Annotated in this window: 18 protein-coding genes; 4 read left to right on the forward strand and 14 right to left on the reverse strand. The window is 42.4% G+C overall.

Features of this window, described 5'->3' with window-relative positions:
- On the forward strand, positions 1 to 771 hold a 771-nt coding region (locus FS736_RS17305), incomplete at its 5' end, for a CotY/CotZ family spore coat protein (RefSeq protein WP_144480025.1).
- Positions 772 to 999: 228 nt separating this feature from the next.
- Positions 1,000 to 1,734, forward strand: a complete 735-nt coding sequence (locus tag FS736_RS17310) for a CsxC family protein (protein WP_144479563.1) — start codon at positions 1,000 to 1,002, stop codon at positions 1,732 to 1,734.
- Between the two features lie 122 nt (positions 1,735 to 1,856).
- Here FS736_RS17310 and FS736_RS17315 read toward each other — a convergent pair whose 3' ends face one another.
- The 3 genes from FS736_RS17315 to FS736_RS17325 all read right to left on the reverse strand — a co-directional run bounded on the left by FS736_RS17315 (position 1,857) and on the right by FS736_RS17325 (position 4,890).
- The gene (locus FS736_RS17315) at positions 1,857 to 2,897 is read right to left on the reverse strand and encodes a hypothetical protein (RefSeq protein WP_144479565.1); all 1,041 of its coding nucleotides are present in this window, start codon (positions 2,895 to 2,897) and stop codon (positions 1,857 to 1,859) included.
- 145 nt (positions 2,898 to 3,042) lie between these two features.
- Positions 3,043 to 3,822, reverse strand: coding sequence for a CsxC family protein (locus FS736_RS17320; RefSeq protein ID WP_144479567.1), 780 nt, complete (start codon positions 3,820 to 3,822; stop codon positions 3,043 to 3,045).
- Positions 3,823 to 4,119: 297 nt separating this feature from the next.
- Positions 4,120 to 4,890: a CsxC family protein gene (locus FS736_RS17325; protein WP_144479569.1), complete on the reverse strand. Its 771-nt coding sequence runs from the start codon at positions 4,888 to 4,890 to the stop codon at positions 4,120 to 4,122.
- Positions 4,891 to 5,091: 201 nt separating this feature from the next.
- Between FS736_RS17325 and FS736_RS17330 the strand changes: the two genes are divergently transcribed.
- Together FS736_RS17330 and FS736_RS17335 are read left to right on the forward strand one after the other, a co-directional pair.
- A complete protein-coding gene (locus FS736_RS17330) occupies positions 5,092 to 6,282 on the forward strand; it encodes a ParM/StbA family protein (RefSeq protein WP_144479570.1) in 1,191 nt (396 codons plus the stop codon).
- A 5-nt stretch (positions 6,283 to 6,287) separates the two neighbouring features.
- The gene (locus FS736_RS17335) at positions 6,288 to 6,662 is read left to right on the forward strand and encodes a hypothetical protein (RefSeq protein ID WP_144479572.1); all 375 of its coding nucleotides are present in this window, start codon (positions 6,288 to 6,290) and stop codon (positions 6,660 to 6,662) included.
- Between the two features lie 126 nt (positions 6,663 to 6,788).
- Here FS736_RS17335 and FS736_RS17340 read toward each other — a convergent pair whose 3' ends face one another.
- The 11 genes from FS736_RS17340 to FS736_RS17390 all read right to left on the reverse strand — a co-directional run bounded on the left by FS736_RS17340 (position 6,789) and on the right by FS736_RS17390 (position 21,321).
- Positions 6,789 to 7,445 carry a hypothetical protein gene (locus tag FS736_RS17340; protein ID WP_144479574.1) on the reverse strand — a complete coding sequence of 219 codons (657 nt, stop codon included), beginning with the start codon at positions 7,443 to 7,445 and terminating at the stop codon, positions 6,789 to 6,791.
- A 106-nt stretch (positions 7,446 to 7,551) separates the two neighbouring features.
- Positions 7,552 to 8,478 (reverse strand): glutaminase A, encoded by a 927-nt coding sequence (gene glsA, locus FS736_RS17345; protein ID WP_144479576.1) that lies wholly within the window; start codon positions 8,476 to 8,478, stop codon positions 7,552 to 7,554.
- Positions 8,479 to 8,558: 80 nt separating this feature from the next.
- Entirely contained in the window at positions 8,559 to 10,235 is a 1,677-nt protein-coding gene (locus tag FS736_RS17350) for an ABC1 kinase family protein (protein WP_144479578.1), read from the reverse strand.
- 14 nt (positions 10,236 to 10,249) lie between these two features.
- A complete protein-coding gene (locus tag FS736_RS17355; protein ID WP_144479580.1) occupies positions 10,250 to 10,633 on the reverse strand; it encodes a phasin family protein in 384 nt (127 codons plus the stop codon).
- A gap of 828 nt (positions 10,634 to 11,461) precedes the next feature.
- Positions 11,462 to 12,721 carry a LysM peptidoglycan-binding domain-containing protein gene (locus FS736_RS17360; RefSeq protein WP_144479582.1) on the reverse strand — a complete coding sequence of 420 codons (1,260 nt, stop codon included), beginning with the start codon at positions 12,719 to 12,721 and terminating at the stop codon, positions 11,462 to 11,464.
- A gap of 117 nt (positions 12,722 to 12,838) precedes the next feature.
- The gene (locus FS736_RS17365) at positions 12,839 to 15,415 is read right to left on the reverse strand and encodes a DEAD/DEAH box helicase (protein WP_144479584.1); all 2,577 of its coding nucleotides are present in this window, start codon (positions 15,413 to 15,415) and stop codon (positions 12,839 to 12,841) included.
- A 105-nt stretch (positions 15,416 to 15,520) separates the two neighbouring features.
- Positions 15,521 to 15,901: a hypothetical protein gene (locus FS736_RS17370; RefSeq protein WP_144479586.1), complete on the reverse strand. Its 381-nt coding sequence runs from the start codon at positions 15,899 to 15,901 to the stop codon at positions 15,521 to 15,523.
- A gap of 228 nt (positions 15,902 to 16,129) precedes the next feature.
- The gene (gene ppdK / locus FS736_RS17375; protein WP_144479588.1) at positions 16,130 to 18,802 is read right to left on the reverse strand and encodes a pyruvate, phosphate dikinase; all 2,673 of its coding nucleotides are present in this window, start codon (positions 18,800 to 18,802) and stop codon (positions 16,130 to 16,132) included.
- Between the two features lie 4 nt (positions 18,803 to 18,806).
- Entirely contained in the window at positions 18,807 to 19,619 is an 813-nt protein-coding gene (locus FS736_RS17380; protein WP_144479590.1) for a pyruvate, water dikinase regulatory protein, read from the reverse strand.
- A gap of 14 nt (positions 19,620 to 19,633) precedes the next feature.
- Positions 19,634 to 20,281, reverse strand: coding sequence for a helix-turn-helix transcriptional regulator (locus tag FS736_RS17385; RefSeq protein ID WP_144479592.1), 648 nt, complete (start codon positions 20,279 to 20,281; stop codon positions 19,634 to 19,636).
- 284 nt (positions 20,282 to 20,565) lie between these two features.
- Positions 20,566 to 21,321, reverse strand: coding sequence for an exodeoxyribonuclease III (locus FS736_RS17390; protein WP_144479594.1), 756 nt, complete (start codon positions 21,319 to 21,321; stop codon positions 20,566 to 20,568).
- Positions 21,322 to 21,338: the final 17 nt, after the last annotated feature.

Consider the following 21,338-nt stretch of genomic DNA (forward strand, 5'->3'; position numbering starts at 1 on the left):
GAATCGGATGACTGGGATGACCGCAAGGACCGTAAAAAATGCAAGGATAAGGATAAACACAAGGACTGGGACCATGATTTCCATTATGAATCGGATGACTGGGATGACCGCAAGGACCGTAAAAAATGCAAGGATAAGGATAAACACAAGGACTGGGACCATGACCACCATAACGAATCGGATGACTGGTTTGACCACAAGGATCGTAAAAAATGGAGGGGAAAAGATAAACACAAGGACTGGGACGATGATTTCCATGATTGCGGCTGTGAAAAAGACCATCACCATGAAAAACATTCCCATAATTGCGTTTGCAAAAAGGTAAGGGATATAAATGAAGCTCAGCATAAGGTATCAAAAAGGAAAAACGGCTGTGATGTCAGCTGCGAGCGTTCGATTCAGGAACTGCTGCAGCAAGGCAAGCATCCAAACTTTGATACCATTCCCTTTAAATTATTATGCGGTTGCAGCAAAGGTAACTGTGAGACATTTGTAGGTACCGGAGTAGTGAAGATCGATGGCTGTTTTTATGATATAAAATCTACCTTTTTCCGCGTTGTTGATTTTGTAAAAGGATCTAGCTGCTGCGCGATTCTCGAACTGCTTTGTCCTGAGAGATGTGAAGGAAAGCATCATGGCATTGAAGGCTTTATCAGAACAGGAGCTTGCTTTGAAGTCGATTTAAAAGATTTCGTAGGCATTACCTGCTTTCCCCCAGTCAAAGCCAAAAAAATGGACCCACATAAGCTCTTATGCTCTGGACGCGGGTGATCCCAATAGATTGAATGCCCCACTTATGTGGGGTTTATTTACTGTTAGTTCATAAATACCTATCAATTTCTCTTATCTGTACTTTTCGGTAAAAATATGTGAATGCCCCCTATCATTCGTCTATTCAATCATTGGTGTACTGGCATATACAATAGTAAGTCAAAAGAAAGGAGCAGAGTCAGACTGTTCCTTGAAGCTTTTGATATAAAAAAATAAGGAGTGAAAGAAATGAGAAAAAATACAGGCTGCAACACTTCCCATGGCTGCCCGCCACAGACTTCATGCGATAAGGCAAAAACGCTTCGTGTTGATTGCGACAGTGTATCTAATCCACCTACTGGGGTAGACCTCACATACCCGGTTGCTGATATCGATGTTTCTCTTGCGGTAGTAGATCTTCAGGTAGATGTTGAAAGTGATATTCATCTCCCAACACCAGCCCGAGAAATCAAGAACATGAAAAGGAATGTTTCCTTAACCCAGTGTAAGGCAATCATTTCTTCAATGAATAGCGGAACTGTCAAACTCTATGTCTCCGGTATTGTTCACAAAAATATCCAGTATATAGATCAATGCAGCGGATTTATGCGGGACCATAGTGTCGATGTGCCGTTTACATGTATTCAGGCAGTTGAAGTCTTCAATCAGCCTACTGAAGAAATTTTGAGCAATAAGAATTCTATTAGTGAAAGAAGGTTCATCGACAAAAAAGGTCTTGGTGCCGATCGTTGCACTTCGGGTGCCTTTACGGAAGAATATTTCAATGAGCCAATTAAATGCAAACTGCTCTATTCTTTCGTCAATGACATTGATCTTTTCAAGGACTTTGACAACTGGGGAAGATTCAGCCGCATCACCGAAAAGATGGAAGTCGGTTTAAAGATTAAATTACTGCAAAAGCAGCAGGTTAACCTGGATTATTGCAATGCTCCAGAACCAGAATATGACGAATCTTCTTCCTAAGACTAAGACTTCTATATGGTATTACAACCTGGAAGCATGAAGGACAGATGAAAGGTTTAAAGATTCGGAATCAAGAATAGCAAACAGGCAAGGGTGTCTCGTCTGAGGCACCCTTTTTAAATTTATTGTGAAAGTAGCTTTTGCAAGTCCAGGCATTGTTTCTGAAAAAGATCGATCTTCATCCGTGCAGTACCCTGGAACATGATTTTGTCTTGGTCAACAAATTGTTCATTCCAAACACAGTGCAGATTCGCTAAAGTGAAGTCCACCTTTTCCACTAAACTCTCTTTATATTCACGCGTAAATCCTGCTTCCATTCCCAGCGGGGAAGTGAACATATATTCTTTGCTGTGTTTTGAGGAAAGTTCGGGCTGATGAATCCAATTAACCGGGATGATTTTTTTCCATGGCAAGTGGATTTTTAGTGAATGCAAGGTCCCTAGATCGTCGTTATTTACATAATCCATAGTCAAAAGAAGGATTCCCTTCGTAAATAACTTTGCCGATGGCAGCAATACTTCTGCATCAAGTGATTGCAAAGAGCATCGAACATTTGATATAGAAGAGATGGGTCTTGAGAGCTTGAATGTATCAAATATGTCTATTTCGAGATCGACATCTGCCAACTGTAAAGGAAGCCTCACCTTAGTCCTTTCATACGTTTTATTAATTCCACGGTATGCAGCCGTTGCTAATTGGATAGGCTCTGATGATGACTCTTCATAGGATTCATTCGAATCCTGAAAATCAGGTTCAAAATCTGCATCTTCCTGAGACTCTTCGTTCATTCTGGGTTGATTGTAAGATTCTTGATCATGATTGAATTCGCTGGATTCCTCTAATATTTCATTAATCTCTTCATCAGGACTTTCCTTGACTTCTTCCTGATCGATATCATCCGATTCGGCAACAACTGAAATATCCCTGTTGTCACTTGACTCGACCTCTATTTCATCCATCTGTAGTGTATTTTTCTGGGATGTCTTTTCTTCAACACTTTTAATTACCGGCGGAGAAAGTATCAAAGGTTTTCCCGAACCCTTTGAATCCCTGCTTGTTCGGTTATTGCTTAAATTGGTATTATTTCTATCATTCTCAAGACTTTCCGAACCTCTATTACGTCCTCCAGAGAGATTTCTCAAACTTCCGGTAAAAAAATTCATTTCTTGAAACATTCTATTGGTGTTATCCATCTTAACTGGATGGTTCTCCTCCAAATTGAAACCGATCCATGCCCTCCTTCCTATATAAAGGCAAAAGGGCATATACTATAGTTGCCTAGTATAATACCCCGTCTTTTACTGTTATTTATTCTGATTCGTCATAGCAATCAGGATCATTCGTTGCAGAAGATACCCGGATTTGCTGGTTTTGAAGAACGCGTACGGTAAAATCGATGACCATTTTTTCTTCAATTGTCTGGAAAAATCCTTCGTCGATCGGTGAAGAGGTTGGAAGCGGCTGACGGTCAATTGCCTCATCCCATTCAATAATTTGGCTGGAAACTAATTCACAGAACGGCAGTTCATTATAGTGCTGTGAGCTTTCCTGATGGAATTGGCTCAAGTCGCTGGTCAATAACTCATCTTTTTCCGGAAACCCTGTTGACAATGGTTTGGATACAAAGAAATCAAATTCCTTACGATTATTCACCTGCGGCATTACAGGGTGTGAAAGGAAGTTCTTGACTTCTGTCACAACTTGGAACGGAATATCTACTGTATAGGAATGCAAGTCAGAAGCTACTGATGAGGATGATGAAGCTTCAATCTCCTGGCTAGGGCTGGCATATTGGATGTTCTTCCTTACAAAACCTTTGATAAACAGCTTATTGGTCGGCAATAGCAATCGGCATTGAGTCAATTTAATTCTCTTTTTTATATCCTTAATTTCAAGCACTGGTTCTGGAAATTTAATTAACGTATCCAAATTCACGTGCAGCGTCAGCTCTGCAAGGACAACAGGAACTTTCGTTACGACCTTCCCTAAGCTTACATGTGGGTGATGATGCTTTGGTGTGCATTCAAAATGGTCTTTTGAAGGCTTACACTCATAATCGGGCTTTTTATTTTTATCTAATTCAAACATACATGGCTCCTCCTTAAACTCCTTAGAGTGAAGATGTTCTATCCTATGCATCCTGATTTATTGGGTCTAGGCGTATGCCCCCCCTATGTGAGTTAAAAAAGGGCATGGACCTTTTTAAATCATTTATTTTCATAGCGATGTACTGGCCAGGAAAGAACTAAAAATTTTTTTTGATACTTTTTATACGTCAGGAATACGAGCAGCCTGAAGAAAATCGGCATATGTATAGAAGAGTCCATAAAAAATGGCGAAGACAATAGCCTTCGCCATTTTGTTTCTTATTAATAGTAGTGGTAGTTAGCCATTACCATTGTCGTCGCCATTTCCATTCAAGGCAACTTGCTGGTTCTGTAAAACTCTCACACGGAATTGAAGGAAAGTTTTTTCCACAATATTGTGGAAGGTGCCTTCTTCAAATGGTGCATGATGTGGTGTTAAAGGTTGACGGTCGATAGCTTCGTCCCATTGAACGATGCTGCTGGATACCAGTTCGCAGAATGGAATCTGATTGTAGTTTTGAGTACTCACTTGATGGAATTGTGATAAGTCGCTGGATAGCAACTGATCCTTTTCTGGAAATCCATGTCCCAGGTTCTGTGCCCTGAAGAAATCGAATTCTGCACGAGTATTAACAACTGGATTTACTGGGGGAGTCAGGAAATCAGTGATAACCGTTACACACTCAAACGGTACGTCTACAGTAAGAGATCGCATTTCTGACGCTACACAGTCACTTGATGAATGAGGACATGGTGTTGCGTACTGAATATTCTTGCGAATGAACCCTTTGATGAATAATGGAATTCCTGTTGCAGCGTCTGAAGTAGGTCCTATAAGCAATCTGCACTGTACGATTTTTACTCTCTTCTTAATGTCCTTGATTTCCAAGACCGGATCCGGAAAATGGATATCGGCAACCAGATGATCTGAAACTGTAATATCTGCTAAAGTTACTGGAACATTGGCAGAAGGCACTAAACCCGGTGTAGGTACGTTGACACACTCACTTCTGGATGCAGACTGATTTACATTTACACATCCATGCTTACCTTTATGGTCATTAGTCATTTTTGTTCCTCCTTTTAAAATTTCTTGTACAATTTATCCTATTCTTTCTAGATTTTTTGGACTAGATGAATCAATCAGAACAAACGCGGATTTTTTTGGTTTTATCATGCTTTTTCTTTATTTCTTCCTTTTTCTATTTCTATTGGGTACTTGCACAATGGAACATACCTTTTGCATAGGATTCAAAAGGAGGAGGATGAAATGAACAATTATAATTATCTTGCAGTCGACATAGGCAACAGCTGGTATAAGGTTCTGGCCTCTGATGATGGGCAGTTGAGCGAATACCAAATGCCAAACGCAATCGCGCTATACGATGATGAGTTTTATGAAAAGCCCTATGACGAAGAGGATATTGAACTCGAAGAAAATTTGATCGTAGAGATAAAAAGCCCGGCGGTCACAAACAAAAGGGAAATCTTTTACGCAGGAAAGGCTGCCGCAAGACAGAGGAATGTGAGCCTGACCTCAAGCAATAATCAAAAAGCAGACGAAGACCGGACCTATATCCTTTTATTCGCCGCTGCAGCCTATCATGCTTCCAACTTAAATCCGGAGGACATTGAAATAAGCTACTGTGTGGACCAATTAGCTGTATCACTTCCTACAACTCAATATAAGGAAAAAAAGGAATTACTTAAACAGCGTTTAATTGGCAGCCATACCATCACCCTTCATAAGGTACCCGGCATTTCCGAACCTAAAGAACTGATCGTCAAGCTTGAGATAAAAGATGTGATTGTCGGTGCAGAAGGAGCATGTGCATATCTAGGGTTAATACGTGACATTGACACACTCGCCATTAAGGATGACGGTCTCGTGAAAGATTCCAGGAAAGGAGTCATCATTGGTGACCTGGGCGGTGATTCGGTGGACTTTGTCGGCATCAAAAACAGCAAGCCTGTGGCGTCGGTTGAAGGTGACCATTTTGGCATTAATCTGTTCCTGGATACAATCATAAAGAAGGTAAGCAAGAATGAACTCTATACCTTCGATTCCAGGTCTGAACTCGAGGAGAAACTTTCAGCAGGACAATCAGAGTGGTATGTTGAACCTTTTGCAGGTGTCAGGAAAGATATAAGCAAGTACGTTATCCCTCAACTCAGAATCATGGCAATCAAATACCTTGAGCATTTTGACCGTGCAAGGAGCAGTTCCAGCGAAATCAAGGGGGCGTCCCGCTATATTGCAGTGGGCGGTGCAGCTAAACTTGCACAAAAGCAAATACAGGAAGCAGCGGTAAGATGGGCTGACAAAGGGCGACCGATTGAACTGACTTTTCCTGAGAACCTGGAAAAACTGAATGTCTTCGGACTCATGATTCTAGCCAAAATGAATCAAATTAAGAAACAACATGAGAATACCGAGGAACTAATTCCCATTGAAGGGTGATCGGTATGTCAAACACCTATACGGATTATGTTAATAAAGTTGCGATAACAGTTCCTGATCGATATATTGACGTCAAAACCGGCGAATCTTATTCAATATCACCAAAGGTAATTGAACAAATTGAATACCATGCAGAAAACAATTCTTTGAGCCATCTCGTCCTTGCTGCGCTCCATCATTACCTTACTCCTAAGCCTGCGGTGAATGGGGGTTCTGCTGAAATCCTCCAGCAGCTCGCTGACATCCGGTCGATACTTGATAATGGCTCTTTTTTCATTCAGCCCTCTGTAAAATCAAGGGGTACAAAAGAGCAAACTGAGGCAGCTAAATTGCTCGATATGAAGGAAGTTGAGGACATCCTTGATGCATTCGGGGGGTAAATATACAAAGAAAGGACGGTACTTATGTACTCGTCCTTCACTGTTTGAAGTAGTAGGTATTTGTTTTATACTCAATAGGTTTTTTTAGCAGCCGCTTCAAACCCCACCTATTGTCATTCTGGAAATTCATTGTTGAAGAGCGCCGGAAACGATGGAAAGCAGTTTAGGATAATGATGGACGTAGAATTCAAGATCAGAAGCATCGGCTTTTTTATTATAGAAATCAATGATTCTGTGGACCGCTTCTTTTTTGTGATGAACTGGTATGTGGAAAAAATCGATAATTGGTGAATAAGTACCATCCCCCGCTGGAAGCAGATACCCCAAAAGTAAGTCATGGTCCCCAGGATGATGGTATATTTCATTATAGATGGCAACCAGCCTCTCCTTCATGCGCAATACATCATGGACAACGAGCAAACGGTCACCATAAAATTCATTAATTATGTAAAATCCCGGTGATGCGTATTTCCATTCACTGATGATTCTGTGGATTCTGGGATTCCTTCTGCTTTTGTATTCAGGTGAATTTAGATATTGCTCTAAGATTGTCTTCTTTGTGTCAGGGAGGTGATGGCAAAACACTGCCCAGGAAATAAAATGAGGAATTAATGAAGAGGCTATTTTTTCAGGTATTTGTTCTGTTTCAATGAAATCATCAACTAAATAAAGTAAATATTCACCAAAATATTCATTGGCGAAATAAAACAATTCCTCTATTTCCTCAAATGCCTGATCTTTTAATCGTTCCTGTATGGAAATTACTTTTTGATCCGTGACCATACATATAACTCTCCTTTCAGTTAATATAAACCACCCCCTTATCTTACCATGCAAAAAAATACTCGCACGGGTAATATTTGTCTGAATTTTTACAAATCTCAGCCTGCTAGAACATGCTCATATCGTATTTAGCAGACATCATTTCCAATAGCTTGATACCGCCAATGCTGTTGCCCTTTTCATCAAGTGCCGGCCCTAGAATGCCAATTCCAAACCTGTTCGGTACTGAGCCCATGATACCGCCAGATACTCCGCTCTTCGCAGGAATCCCAACCCTGACTGCGAACTCTCCAGATGCATTATACATTCCACAAGTGACCATAAAGGTCTTGCATAGGCGAGCCACATGTGCAGGAATCAGCCTGCGGTTGGTGACAGGCTCCAAACCGTCCATTGCAAAGACACAGCCAATACGTGCAAGGTCAAGACAATCCATTTCAATCGCACATTGCTTTGTATACACCATCAGCAGTTCTTCTACATCTTCATCGATGACGCCATGCTGCTTCAAAAAATAACTTAAGGCTCTGTTCAAGTCGGAAGTTTCGAATTCGGAATCGGCGATTTCCTTGGAATATCCGATTGAGGAATTGCCGGCAAGATCCTGGATAAAAGTCAGGATTCGATTGAACCTGTCATCCGCATCCTCCCCTTTTATCATATGTGTCACCGCAAGGGCTCCAGCATTAATCATCGGATTCAGAGGTTTGGATGGACTGAATTCCAGCTTGACGATTGAATTGAATGGGTCACCTGTTGGTTCATACCCCACTTTATCAAACACTGCTTCTTCCCCATAATCCATCAGCGCCAGTGCAAGTGTCAGAACTTTGGAGACACTTTGCAATGAGAGCTTTTGCTGGATATCACCAGCGGATACACAGGTTCCGTCATCATGGAAAATAGCGACTGATAGCTCCTCACGATTGGCTTTTGCCAGTGCAGGAATATAATCTGCAACCTTGCCGCCAAATGTGTAATGTTTTGCTTTTTGAACGAGTTCATTCAATTCATCAGTTGTTCTGCATGGCATACTCTACTCCTCCGAATCTTAACGCATTATTAATCTTAGTAATAGAAAAAGGCAATGAAAGGACCATTGCCTGAATCGCCTTAAAATCTTCCCGATCTTAAAATCGAATAAATAATCAATAAAAACATACCGAACGCTATGAAGAATCCTATTTCTATAGCAGGTACGCTAGTCAATATCGTATTATTCCCAAAAGTCGCTCCTACTATCAAACCGAGGACTACAATACTGAAGGCGAGCAGCGTAAGGCTAAAAGAAACCTGGTTGCTGATCCGATCGAATTTATTGAGGATCCGATTGATTTCCGAAAGGCTGATTTCAAATTTCAAATCGCCTTTGGATGCCTTGTCCAGGACATTTTCAACTTGATTTGGGATATTAACAAATGTATCTGATAAGTCTTCTGCTTGATTCAAGAGCCTTTTCCCCATCTTGATCGGATCATAGCGTTCCCTCATAAGCTGTTCTCCATAAGGTTTTGCAATCTCGATCATATCCAGGGTTGGATCCAGCTCAGAAATGATCCCTTCTATTGTGATCAGGGCTTTACCCATCATCGTCATTTCCTTTGGGAGGATAATCCGGTGTTCCTGGGCAGCCGCAAATAGCTCCTTGACCGTCAATCCTAGACTCAGGCCATCTTTGGATGAGAGTTCTACTGTTTTCCTGATGCCATCCACGTGGTCATAAAAGTGCTGTTCATCTATGTCGGATGGAACATATGCCATCCGGAATATCGCCTTGACAATGCGATGGGTATCCTGCTGGATGATTCCCATCATCATCGAAGCGGAATGGTATCTCATACTTGCCGAAAGCCTTCCTACCTGGCCAAAGTCAATAAACACCAGCTGCTGTTTTTCCAGGCTATAGAGGATATTACCCGGATGCGGGTCCCCATGAAAAAATCCTTCTTTAAGAATTTGAGTTATAAATGCACTTACCAGTAAATCTGCAATTTTTCGTTTTTCTTCTTTTCCTGCAACCATTGCGTTTAACTCATTCAGTTTGATTCCTTCAGCCTTTTCCATGGTGAGAATTTGGGTTGTGGAGTAATCATGGAAGATTAGCGGAACTTTAATTGAGTCACAATCCTCAAATTGCAGTTGAACCATATCTGTATTCCGGGCCTCTTCAGAATAATCCAGTTCCCTTCTGATTGATTCAGAAAGTTCCTCAACCATATCCGTTATGTTATAATACTGCGCCCAGTCGTATCGCTGTTCGATTAGTTTTGCAAAATCCCTTAAAATCTCCAGGTCAGTAAGCACAGTATTCTTGATCCCCGGACGCTGGACTTTGACCATGACTGATTCTCCACTGTGTAAAACGGCTTCATGAACCTGTCCGATAGAAGCTGCGGCGACATAATCTTCATTGAAAAAATGAAAGATTTCATTAACAGGCCTGCCAAATTCATGCTGGATCTTCTTTTTTATTTCTTCTACCTGGACGGGTGGTACCTGATCCTGGAGCAGTTCCAATTCCTTTACAATTTCATCGGGCAACAGGTCACTCCTAATGCTGAGAAGCTGTCCAAGCTTGATAAAGGCCGGGCCCAATTCCTCCAGCATACAGCGGATGCGATAACCCATTTCCTGTGTATTACCATCTTTCACTTCTGCTTTTACTTTATCTTTTAGCGATAGAATATGGAAAAGGCCGACTTCTTCCAAAACATAGCCAAATCCATATTTCACAAATAAGGAACCAATCTCCTTGTATCTATTTAAACGTCTCAAACGGTCCGTCAACATTCCATCACCTGCTGCTATTCAATGTCTTTTGAAAAACCAGGTGGGACATTCTCCATCCCATTCTCCGCCTGGTCGAATTCTGTATTCATTTTATTTTTGCGAATCAATGAAACTTCTTCCTTCAATAATGCAAGCTGGGCCTGGACAACATCTAATTCTTCTTTTGTCACAAATCCCCATTCGCTCAGCTGGCTTCTTGCCATCTTTTTAAATTCATCATTCCATTCCTCACTTTTATTTTCACCTTTTTTAAAAAGTTCATCAAAAATCGTATCAGCCTCTGTCTGTGTCATACTTCCTTTTTCGACCAGCTTCATGATTGTTTCATCAATTTTTTCCTTTCCTGCAACCGCGGCTCCAAGCCCAAGTAAAAAACCACTTTTTAGAAAATTATTCATTGATAAGGCCCTCCAATATAAAATATATTTACTTATTTAATACCCAAAAACCAGGGACAATTACCCTTTTACATAAAAAAAGCAGCTGGCTCGATAAAACCAGGTGCTTGGATACTTTGGATTGGTACATATTTTTTAAGGGAACTAACTCTATTCTGGCGGTGTTGTGTCCGAACCTGCACCTACTTCGGACATTTTCTTCATGATCTGCCTATGCTTTGTCTGAACCTACCTCTTCTTCGGACATTTTCTTCATGATCTGCCGGCGTTTTGTCTGAACCTACCCCTTCTTCGGACATTTTCTTCATGATCTGCAGCAGTTTTGTCCGAACTTGCACCTACTTTGGACATTTTCTTCATGATCTCCCGGCGCTTTGTCCGAACTTCCACCTACTTCGGACATTTTCTTCATGATCTGCCGGCGTTTTGTCCGAACTTCCACCTACTTCAGACATTTTCTTCATGATCTCCCGGTGTTTTGTCCGAACTTCCACCTACTTCAGACATTTTCTTCATGATCTGACTACGTTTTGTCTGAACCTACACCTGCTTCGGACATTTTCTTCATGATTTGCAAGCATTTTGTCCGAACTTACACCTGCTTCGGACAATTCCTCCATGGTCTACGGGCGCTTTGTCCGAACTTACACCTGCTTCGGACAATTCCTCCATGGTCTACGGGCGCTTTGTCCGAACTTCCACCTGCTTCGGACATTTTCTTCATGATCTGCCGACGTTTTGTCCGAACCTGTACCTGCTCCAGTGACAGCCAGGTGTTTTGACAAAACTTCTATCCACTTTAAAACAAACACACCTCTCCAACACTATCTAAACTATATCGGCCTTATCAAGATAAGCCCAGTTCTGGGGAGCCCGGAAGCTTAGTTGCCAGTAGGTTGCTCCATTCAATCCATATAAATCAATCAGCCTGTATTTCTCGATATAGCTGCGGATATCTTCAAACCAGACGATGTGTTCCTCCGTTCCTCTCCAGTACCTGAACCAGGGTGACTTTGCTGCTGAATCATATTGAATGACTGAACCTGTTGAGATGGCAAGATTTTGCGCATCCAGCACGGAAAGGGCACGAAACTGAGTAGAGGATACTATTTTGTCATGTCCATATAGCGGAAGGCCAATCTGTAACTTTTCCCGAGGGATAAGGGTCAATGAATATCTGACAACGAGTGCGATCCACCAAAGCGGCGAAACTGGATCCGGCGGACCGCTCGGATACCCATAATCAATCGTCATCACAGCGACGATATCAGCAATCTCACCGATTTTCTTATAATCATAAGCTCCTATGATTGGATTGGAAGGTATATCTTCAGTCTTTGCATGGACATTCACATGCATGATAAGACTGCCCATTGCTGTTTTCAGTTCCTTGAGGAATGTATTGAAATCCTCTCGCTGAGGAGGCGGAATAAATTCCAGGTCTACGCTGATTCCTCGGTATCCTCTTTTTAAAGCGAGATTGACCAGGCTTGCCACAAGATTCCTTCGATATGCTGGCGATGACAGAACTCTTCCTGCAAGTTCTTTACTAAAACCTGCGGATGTTGTATTTTGAACCATTAACAACGGAATGATATTCAATTCATTGCTTTGAATGACGATAGGGACATCATCACCTGTTACATACGCATATCCTTCTTCTGTGAAGGAAAATGCTGCAACTGCCAGGTAAGTAAGGTGAGGTGCAATTTCTGCTAAATCGTTCAGGAATGTTGGAGAAGAACCAGGGACGATAAATCCTAAAGTGGAGAACTGTGGTTTGATAGGGGAAGGTATGTTGATGTTCTGGCCAATATATAATCTGTTTGGATCCAGACCGGGATTGGCATTTAGTATATTGTTTATACTTGTATTGAATTGCAGCGAAAGTTTCCACAATGTGTCACCGGCTTTAATTTTATAAAACCTGATGATCGGTTGCTTGTCTGGTATGTAAAGGGCAAGTCCTGGAACGATAAAATTTGCCGAAGGAAGACCATTAACTTCCACTATATTTTGAATCGTTACCCCATGCGTTTTGGAAATGGACCAGAGGTTTTCTCCTGATTTCACGATGTGGACAGCCATTTAATCACACCTTTTTTATTTTATCCTTCTTTTATCATATGGCTGTTGTTCTGTTATATATTACTTTCGTTTTCCAAAGAAGCAGGGCTTAAACAACTAAGCCCTGCTGATAATTAATCATCTCCACCGGTCCTTTGGAGCACTGCGTTTCCTGTATCTTGCAGCATGACAGGCATCACATATCTGGTAAGGAGAGTCAGTGTGGATTCCCTTCCCGCAGTGCCTGCATTTCTTTTTATAATTTTTCACCTCTGCCTTTAAGAACTCATGTACTTCATCACTTAACTCTGTACGGACCCTTTCCCAATAAATAGCCTCTGTTTTTCTTCCTAGTTTATATAAAAACAAAAGGTGGAGTCCGATCGCTTTATAAGAAAGCTCGAGCTCTTCAAGACTGGCCGTTTTTACAGGAGGTTCAGGCAGCTCATATCCAGCAACAATCGCCTTGATCGTTTCCAGCCACTGTTCGATAAGCGCTGGCTCTCTCGATGAAAAAGGAAGATGCAGGAATCCGTATAGCTCCATCATTGGCAGCCTTGCCTCGATTTCGGTGTCCCTCACGTATTCATAAAGTTCTCTTTCTTCAGACAGAGAAGCTTTGTTTGTGCCCTTTGGGCTCTCGAACTGATCCCATAATTCGAAGAATACAGCCAGCGTTCGATGATACTTCTGGAACCTTTCAAAAATGGCTGAAGTAGGTGCGATAGAAAAGGTCTCTACAAGTTTATCCTCTTTTTCAAGCAGCCTGGACATCAAGTCAATTTCTGAAGTGAAAGCCACTCTGCCTACATTGTAAATTCCCTTTCTTCCTGCACGGCCAGCGATTTGCTTGATTTCCTGGGAAGTCAGCCTCCTTCTCCTCGTTCCATCAAACTTTTCATTTTCAAGGAAGACGATTCTCCTGATCGGCAAATTCAATCCCATGCCAATAGCATCAGTAGCTACAACGACACTTGTTTCTCCGTTGATGAATCGATCTATTTGCTTTTTCCTTGTTTCTGGCGGCATACTGCCATAAATCATGCTGACCTGGCGGCCGCTGTTTTGCAATTTAGCTGCATTTTCAAGCACCTGTTTCCGTGAGAAACAAACCAGTGCATCGCCCTTCTTGGTATTCTTAAGGCTGAATTCCTTGTTTTCGACCTGGAGAGGAATTTCCCGGGTGTATTCATATATTTCTGCCACCCCATCATCGAGAAGATCCATCATCATTGCCTTGATATTTTTGCTGCCTATGATATGAACTTCCTCCGCATTTGCTTTTGTAATTGCTTTAAACCAGGAGAAGCCACGGTCCTTATCAGCAATCATCTGGGATTCATCAATGACCACTACATGGTAAAAGTCTTTTTCATGGAACATTTCAACTGTACAGGAAATATGGTTTGCACCTGAAACTGGTTTCTCTTCTTCCCCTGTCTTTAATGAGCATGGAACGCCCTCAGCATTTAATTTTTCGTATACCTCAAGTGCAAGCAACCGCAGAGGAGCGAGATAAAGGCCGCTTTTTGCTTGTTTCATCCGTTCAAGTGCCTGGTGGGTTTTGCCGGTATTGGTTTCACCGATATGCAAAATGTACCGGACATTGCGCCTGAGTGAAGGGTTGTATTCCCTGCCGAAAATATCTTCCATCATTCGGGCTTCTTCTTCTCTTTTCCTTTCAAGTTCTGCCTGTTCTTCCACCCTCCTGCGCTTTCTTTCTGCCAGGTCCTTTTCATAAATTTCCTGATGAGTTTCATAATCAAATGTAATATCCTGCAACCTTAAAAGATCACTGATATACTCTTCCTGAAGCTTATACATGAAACCGTCAATATAAATTTCGGCCAAATCACTGATGCTTCTCCAGATCTCAGGAATAGATAATGAATCGTCGAATGCAACTTGATAACCGTTGATTAATTCCTGGTCAAGACATTCCAGCACCTTCTCTGCTGCTATGCCTGAAAAATATTCCAGTACCGCTTTTTCGAAATGATACTGGTAGGTTTCATACTCAAAATAATACCGGCCCCAGTGAGAGGTCTGATGAATTTGCCCTGTCAGCTCATCAAAAAAATCGGCCATTGTCCTGTAGTCTTCTGTGTTGAACGAACCAATCACCGTCAATTTTTCCTCGAGCATGAATGTGTCTATATCCTTGTATTTTGATTCTTCCTGAAAAATTCTTTTAAGCTCGACAGCCATACTATGTCTGATTCTTAAATAGGCAAGTTCCTGGAAATCATTTAAAACTGTCTGGGCATGTTGATAGATCGTTTCAATGATTTTGGCCTTTTTTTCAAGCAAGCGATCTTCTTCCTTTTTCTTCAGGAACTTCTTTCTTGATTGCTCGTACAAATCAGGCCAGTTGTCCTCACTGATGGCCGAAGCAATCCAATCTTTCGGGTCAAAAGGCTGATAGCTTCTTATTTCATTCCTGAAAAGCTTATTGATGAGTTTACGGTCGACACCTTCAACAATATAATCCCGCTCACTTAAAAATTCCTTTTTATCACGCTTTGAAAAGTCATTTGTCGATTTCGTCAGCCAAACATTCAGCCAAATCTGGTTAATATATGTGGCTCTTGTTTTCAGGTATTCTTCCAATTCAGGAAGACTCTCTTGTTCGCCAAGGAATTTCGCAATGTCTTCCATGACCTTATTTTTCGTATTCTCAACTGCTTGCTGATAAATTGTTTCAATTTGTTTCATATCTGATCCCCTCAAGATTGCCTAATATAAATAAAAGGCCGCACAATTGGAATGTGCGTCCCTTCCATATCCTATACTCTGTAAAATCAGAGGAATGGGGTGTTACTATGCCTGCTTTACCTTTAACTTCTTCATTACCCTAGTAGAAATTTTCTTATCATCCTTCGTAACAGACTTCGGTTTATAAGGCGATACAGGTTTAATCCCATCGTTATTTTCAATACTTAGAATTTCAAGGTAAAATGCTGTACTCTCCCGATTGCCATTTAAATATCCCCTGAGGATTTTCATTTTCTCCGGAGTCCCTGTAAAATCACCTTGATAGTCCCATTCTATTTCATTTTCATATCTCGAATCCATCTTTTCCTTTAATGCAAAAGCCTCTGACAATGCATCCTCAGGTGTCGAAAAATAGGATTTCGTCCTCCTAAGCCCCTTCTTTTTGCTGCCATCTCCAGCTTTTGCCTGATATAGTTTGATTAACATCTTCCTCATCCTCTCTGGTTTGGTCTCACGCCTTCTCATGGTAAGTCGAAACACCAGAAGACCCGAGGAATTACATATAATTCTAGTATACCCTTTTTCCCATCAGTTACCTATTAATAAGGAAATAAGCATTCAATAAACTTCTATAGTGACTATAAATAACTTCTGTCGGTCAGCCAAAATTAAAAAATAAAGGAGCGTGGTTTTGACACACGCTCCCATAACTCACTATTTAGCTGTTACAACTTCTTTTTCATTAATTTTTTCGTGACGGATTGTTGCCTGTGCAGCTGCAAGTCTTGCAAGCGGCACCCGGTAAGGAGAGCAGCTGACGTAGTCAAGTCCAGCATTATAGCAGAATTCAATCGAACTCTTCTCTCCGCCATGCTCCCCGCAAATTCCAGTCTTCAAACCAGGCTTTGATTTTCGGCCCAGTTCCACACCTGTCTCCACCAATTTGCCCACTCCCTCGCGATCAAGGACAGCAAATGGATTTTCAGGAAGGACTTTTTGCTCGATATATGCCTGAAGGAATTTGCCCTCTGCATCGTCACGGCTGTATCCGAAAGTCGTCTGTGTCAGGTCATTCGTCCCAAATGAGAAGAAGTCTGCTTCCTCAGCAATCTGATCAGCAGTCAGGGCTGCACGCGGGATTTCAATCATCGTTCCCACTGTATATTCGAACTCCTTGCCTGTTTCTTCTTTTATACTAAGTGCTGCTGCATTTACAAGTTCACGCATTTCTTTCAGTTCATTCACATGGCCGACTAGCGGAATCATGATTTCAGGCTTCGCCTCGATTCCTTTATCAGCCAGTTTCGCTACTGCATAAAAGATTGCTCTAGCCTGCATTTCATATATTTCAGGATGGATCATTCCAAGTCGGCAGCCGCGATGGCCAAGCATCGGATTAAACTCATCAAGCTGGCGCACTTTCTTCAGCAATGCTTCTTTTTCCTTAAGTTCCTTTGATTCCGGGTCTAAGATTTGAAGTTTTGTAATCTCCACCAAAAGTTCTTCTTTATCAGGAAGGAACTCATGCAATGGAGGGTCAAGCAAGCGAATCGTTACAGGCAGTCCCTGCATCACTTCCAGAATTCCTTCAAAATCTCCCTGCTGCATCGGCAGGAGTTCATCCAAAGCAGCGTTCCGCTCTTCAAATGTTTCTGCCAGGATCATCTTCTGAACAATCGGCACCCTTGCAGCGTCCATGAACATATGCTCTGTACGGCAAAGACCAATGCCGCCAGCTCCAAATTCCAGAGCTTTCGCGGAATCCTCAGGATTATCTGCATTCGTGCGGACGCCAATTTTACGCTCCTCATCTGCCCATGACAGTAATAATTGGAACTCCGCAGATAACTCAGGTTCAATCATCGGGATTTCGCCGAGCATGATTTCTCCTGTTCCCCCATCAATCGTGATGATATCCCCATGGTTCACGGTAATTTCACCGACTCGGAACTGCTTTTCGTGTAAATCGATTTTCATCGCTTCGCATCCGCAAATACATGCTTTACCCATTCCGCGAGCAACTACTGCAGCGTGACTAGTCATACCGCCACGGCTGGTTACGACAGCCTGGGCGGAAATGATGCCATGGATATCATCAGGAGTGGTTTCGGGACGCACCAGGATGACCTTTTGGCCTTCATTTGCCAGCAGCTCTGCTTCATCTGCATCAAAAACAACCTTGCCAGTTGCTGCACCAGGTGATGCAGGAAGGCCTTTAGCCAGCTGGTTGCGTTCATAATTCTCGTCAATCCTGCGGTGAAGTAGCTGGTCAAGCTGTTCAGGATCAACACGGAGCAGGGCAGTCTTTTTATCAATGATTCCTTCTTTCACAAGTTCTGTTGCAATACGGATAGCAGCCTGCGCGGTGCGTTTCCCTGTACGTGTCTGAAGGATGAAAAGCTCACCGCGTTCAACAGTAAATTCAATATCCTGCATGTCCTCGTAATGCTGTTCAAGTCGATTGCAAGTGTCAACGAATTGCTGATAAACAGCAGGCATTTCATCTTTTAATGTCTGGATTGGCTGAGGAGTCCGTATGCCTGCCACAACATCTTCTCCCTGAGCGTTGATCAAGTATTCTCCATACAGAATGCTTTCGCCTGTGGATGGGTCCCTAGTAAAAGCAACACCAGTTCCTGAATCGTCTCCCATGTTCCCGAATACCATGCTCTGGATATTTACCGCTGTGCCTAAATGTGATGGAATTTTGTTCAAACGGCGGTAAACAATCGCCCGTTGATTGTTCCATGAGTCAAAAACTGCGTTGATCGACAGGAATAGCTGCTCTTTTGGATCCTGCGGAAACGGCTTCCTCGTATGCTTTGTCACGATATTCTTATATCCTTCGATTACTTCCTTCCAATCTTCTGCAGTCATCTCAGGGTCTGAATTATAGCCTTTCGCTTCTCTTGTTTCTTCCAGTAATCGCTCGAAGAAGAAAACATCAACATCGAGGACAACATCACTGAACATCTGAATGAAGCGGCGATAGGAATCGTACGCAAACCGCGGGTTGTTTGTAAGCTTCGCCATTCCTTCAACTGTCTCATCATTCATGCCAAGGTTCAGGATTGTATCCATCATTCCCGGCATTGAGAATACTGCGCCAGAGCGTACAGAGACTAGCAGGGGATTCTCCGGATTACCAAGTTCCTTTCCAGTTTTCTTTTCAAGCTCACCGAGTGCTTCGAGAACCTGTGCCTGAACTTCTGCCGGGATAGTCTTCCCCTCATCGTAATAGGAGTTGCACGCTTCTGTCGAAATCGTGAATCCGAAAGGTACCGGAAGACCGATACGTGTCATTTCCGCCAGGTTTGCACCCTTCCCACCCAGTTTTTCTTTCATTCCGCTGTTTCCTTCATTAAAAAGATACACAAATTTAGACATTCGCTTAACTCCTCTCACTTTTTAGAATATCAAGTATCAGTCCTGCTGTTTCTTCAATGGCCTTATTGGAAACATTGATGACCGGGCAGCCAACACGTTTCATGATTTTTTCAGCATAATCCAGCTCTTCGAGAATTCGCTCATAGCTGGCATAATTCGCCCTGGCTCCAAGTCCGAGCGCCTTCAGCCTTTCCGTCCTGATTTCGTTCAGCTTATCCGGTGAAATGATCAAACCTACACATTTGCTTCTTGGAATCTGGAATAATTCATCCGGCGGTTTGACCTCCGGTACGATCGGTACATTGGCTACTTTGTAGCGCTTATGTGCCAGGTACATTGACAATGGGGTTTTCGATGTTCTGGAAACACCGACCAAAACAATGTCTGCCCTCAATATCCCGCGCGGATCACGGCCATCATCATACTTTACGGCAAATTCGATGGCTTCGATCTTGCGGAAATATTCATCGTCCAATTTACGCATCATGCCGGGACGATGGTTAGGCTCTTTGTTGAACTTCTTTTCAAACGCGTTCATAAGTGGATTCAACAAATCAACTGCGTAAATCCCCTCTTCTTTTGCTCTCCGGTCCAGATAGGCTTTTAGGGCGGGTACGACAATGGTATATGCGATGATTGAATGTCCTTGCCTGGCCATCATCAAAATGTCCTCAATGTCTTCCTCATCCTCAACATATGAATTCCTTCTTATATCAACCTGCCCGCCGTTAAACTGTGTTGCCACAGCTTTTACTACAAATTCTGCTGTTTCCCCGACTGAGTCGGATACCACATAGACAACTTCCTTCATATCCAAAGTGCGCTCACTTCCTAGACAGATTTTTGCTCTGCGATTTCTAAATATACCTTGGTTATCGTTGTTTTGGTTATTCGCCCGATAACCTCATATGAATCGGGGTTGCTGCTGAGTTCACGTACAACAGGGAGAGAATCGATTCTATTCGTCACCAGTTTCCTGGCAGCCTGCAGCAGCGTTTCTTCAGGTTTTACCGTTATGATGTTAGGCATCCTCGTCATGATGACGCTTACAGGAAGATCTTCGAGGTTCTTGTTTCCAATCGCAGCCCTCAGTAAATCCTTTCTCGAAATGACTCCAGCCAGGCACCCCTCTGAATCAACAGCATACAAAGTCCCGACATCCTCAAGGAACATCTGGACGATCGCATCATATACAGAGGAAGATTTTTGCACCACAATTGGATGGCCTTTATAATCCTTCACCTTCAAATTCAGTACCTCTGTCGGTTCGAATAATCTCTCTTTATCCTTATTGAAAAAATAGCCGACTCTTGGCCTCGCTTCAAGACTTCCTGCCATTGTAAGGATTGCCAGATCGGGACGAAGGGTTGCCCGTGTCAGCTTCAGTTTTTCGGCAATCTGCTCCCCGGTAATCGGGCCATCCTCTTTTACAATTTGAACGATTTCTTCCTGCCGTTTTGTTAGTTTAATAGAACTCACCACCAACGTACCCCCAATAATAATTATGTAACATTATCAAGGATTTTTTAAATGTGTTATCCTTATTAATTTATAGTATATAACATTTAATGAAAAATCAAAAGAAAAGGTTTTAATTTTTATAGTTTTCTTTTAAAAATGCTGCCTTTAAATGGTTTATCACTGTTATTAGGTTTGGAATTAGGTCATACTGTTTAAATTTCCGCATCCTCTTAAACACTTCGATGTCTGTATAATACAAAAAATCCCCTGTAACACTACCCAGGGGATTCTAGCTATAGGCCTTATACATTCAATTCGAGTGTCACAGGACAGTGGTCGCTGCCCATTATTAAACATTCTGCTCCTGCTTGATGAATGGCAGGCGCCAGTTTTTCTGAAACAATGAAGTAATCAATGCGCCAGCCTATATTCCTTTCTCTCACTTTACTCATATAAGACCACCAGGTGTATACATCCTTGGCATCAGGATAAAGGTATCGGAAAGAATCAACAAAACCACTGTTCAGGAGTTGAGTCATCTTCCCGCGTTCTTCGTCGGTAAACCCGGAATTCCCTCGATTCGATTTAGGGTTTTTCAGGTCGTGGTCATGGTGGGCGACATTCAGGTCTCCGGTCAGGACAACTGGCTTTTCCTTTTCCAATTCGAGCATGTAATCCCTAAGCTTGTCTTCCCAGGATAAACGATAGCCGAGGCGGGCAAGATCACGCTGAGAGTTCGGCGTATAAACATTGATAAGATAAAACTGATCAAACTCAACGGTAATTGCCCTGCCCTCATGATCATGTTCGGCTGATCCGATGCCGTATTTTACTGATATAGGCTTTTGTCTGGTGAAAACAGCGGTACCAGAATACCCTTTCTTTTCAGCATAGTTCCAGTACTGGTGATACCCTTCCATTTCAAGGCTTATCTGGCCTTCCTGCAGTTTGGTTTCCTGAATGCAAAATACATCCGCCCCCGCATCCCGGAAGAAATCCAAAAACCCTTTCCGGGCACAAGCCCTTATGCCGTTCACGTTCCATGATACTAATTTCATAAACCACTTTCTCCTCG

It is taken from the genome of Cytobacillus oceanisediminis 2691 (assembly GCF_007678455.1).
GTDB classification, from domain to species: domain Bacteria; phylum Bacillota; class Bacilli; order Bacillales; family Cytobacillaceae; genus Mesobacillus; species Mesobacillus oceanisediminis_A.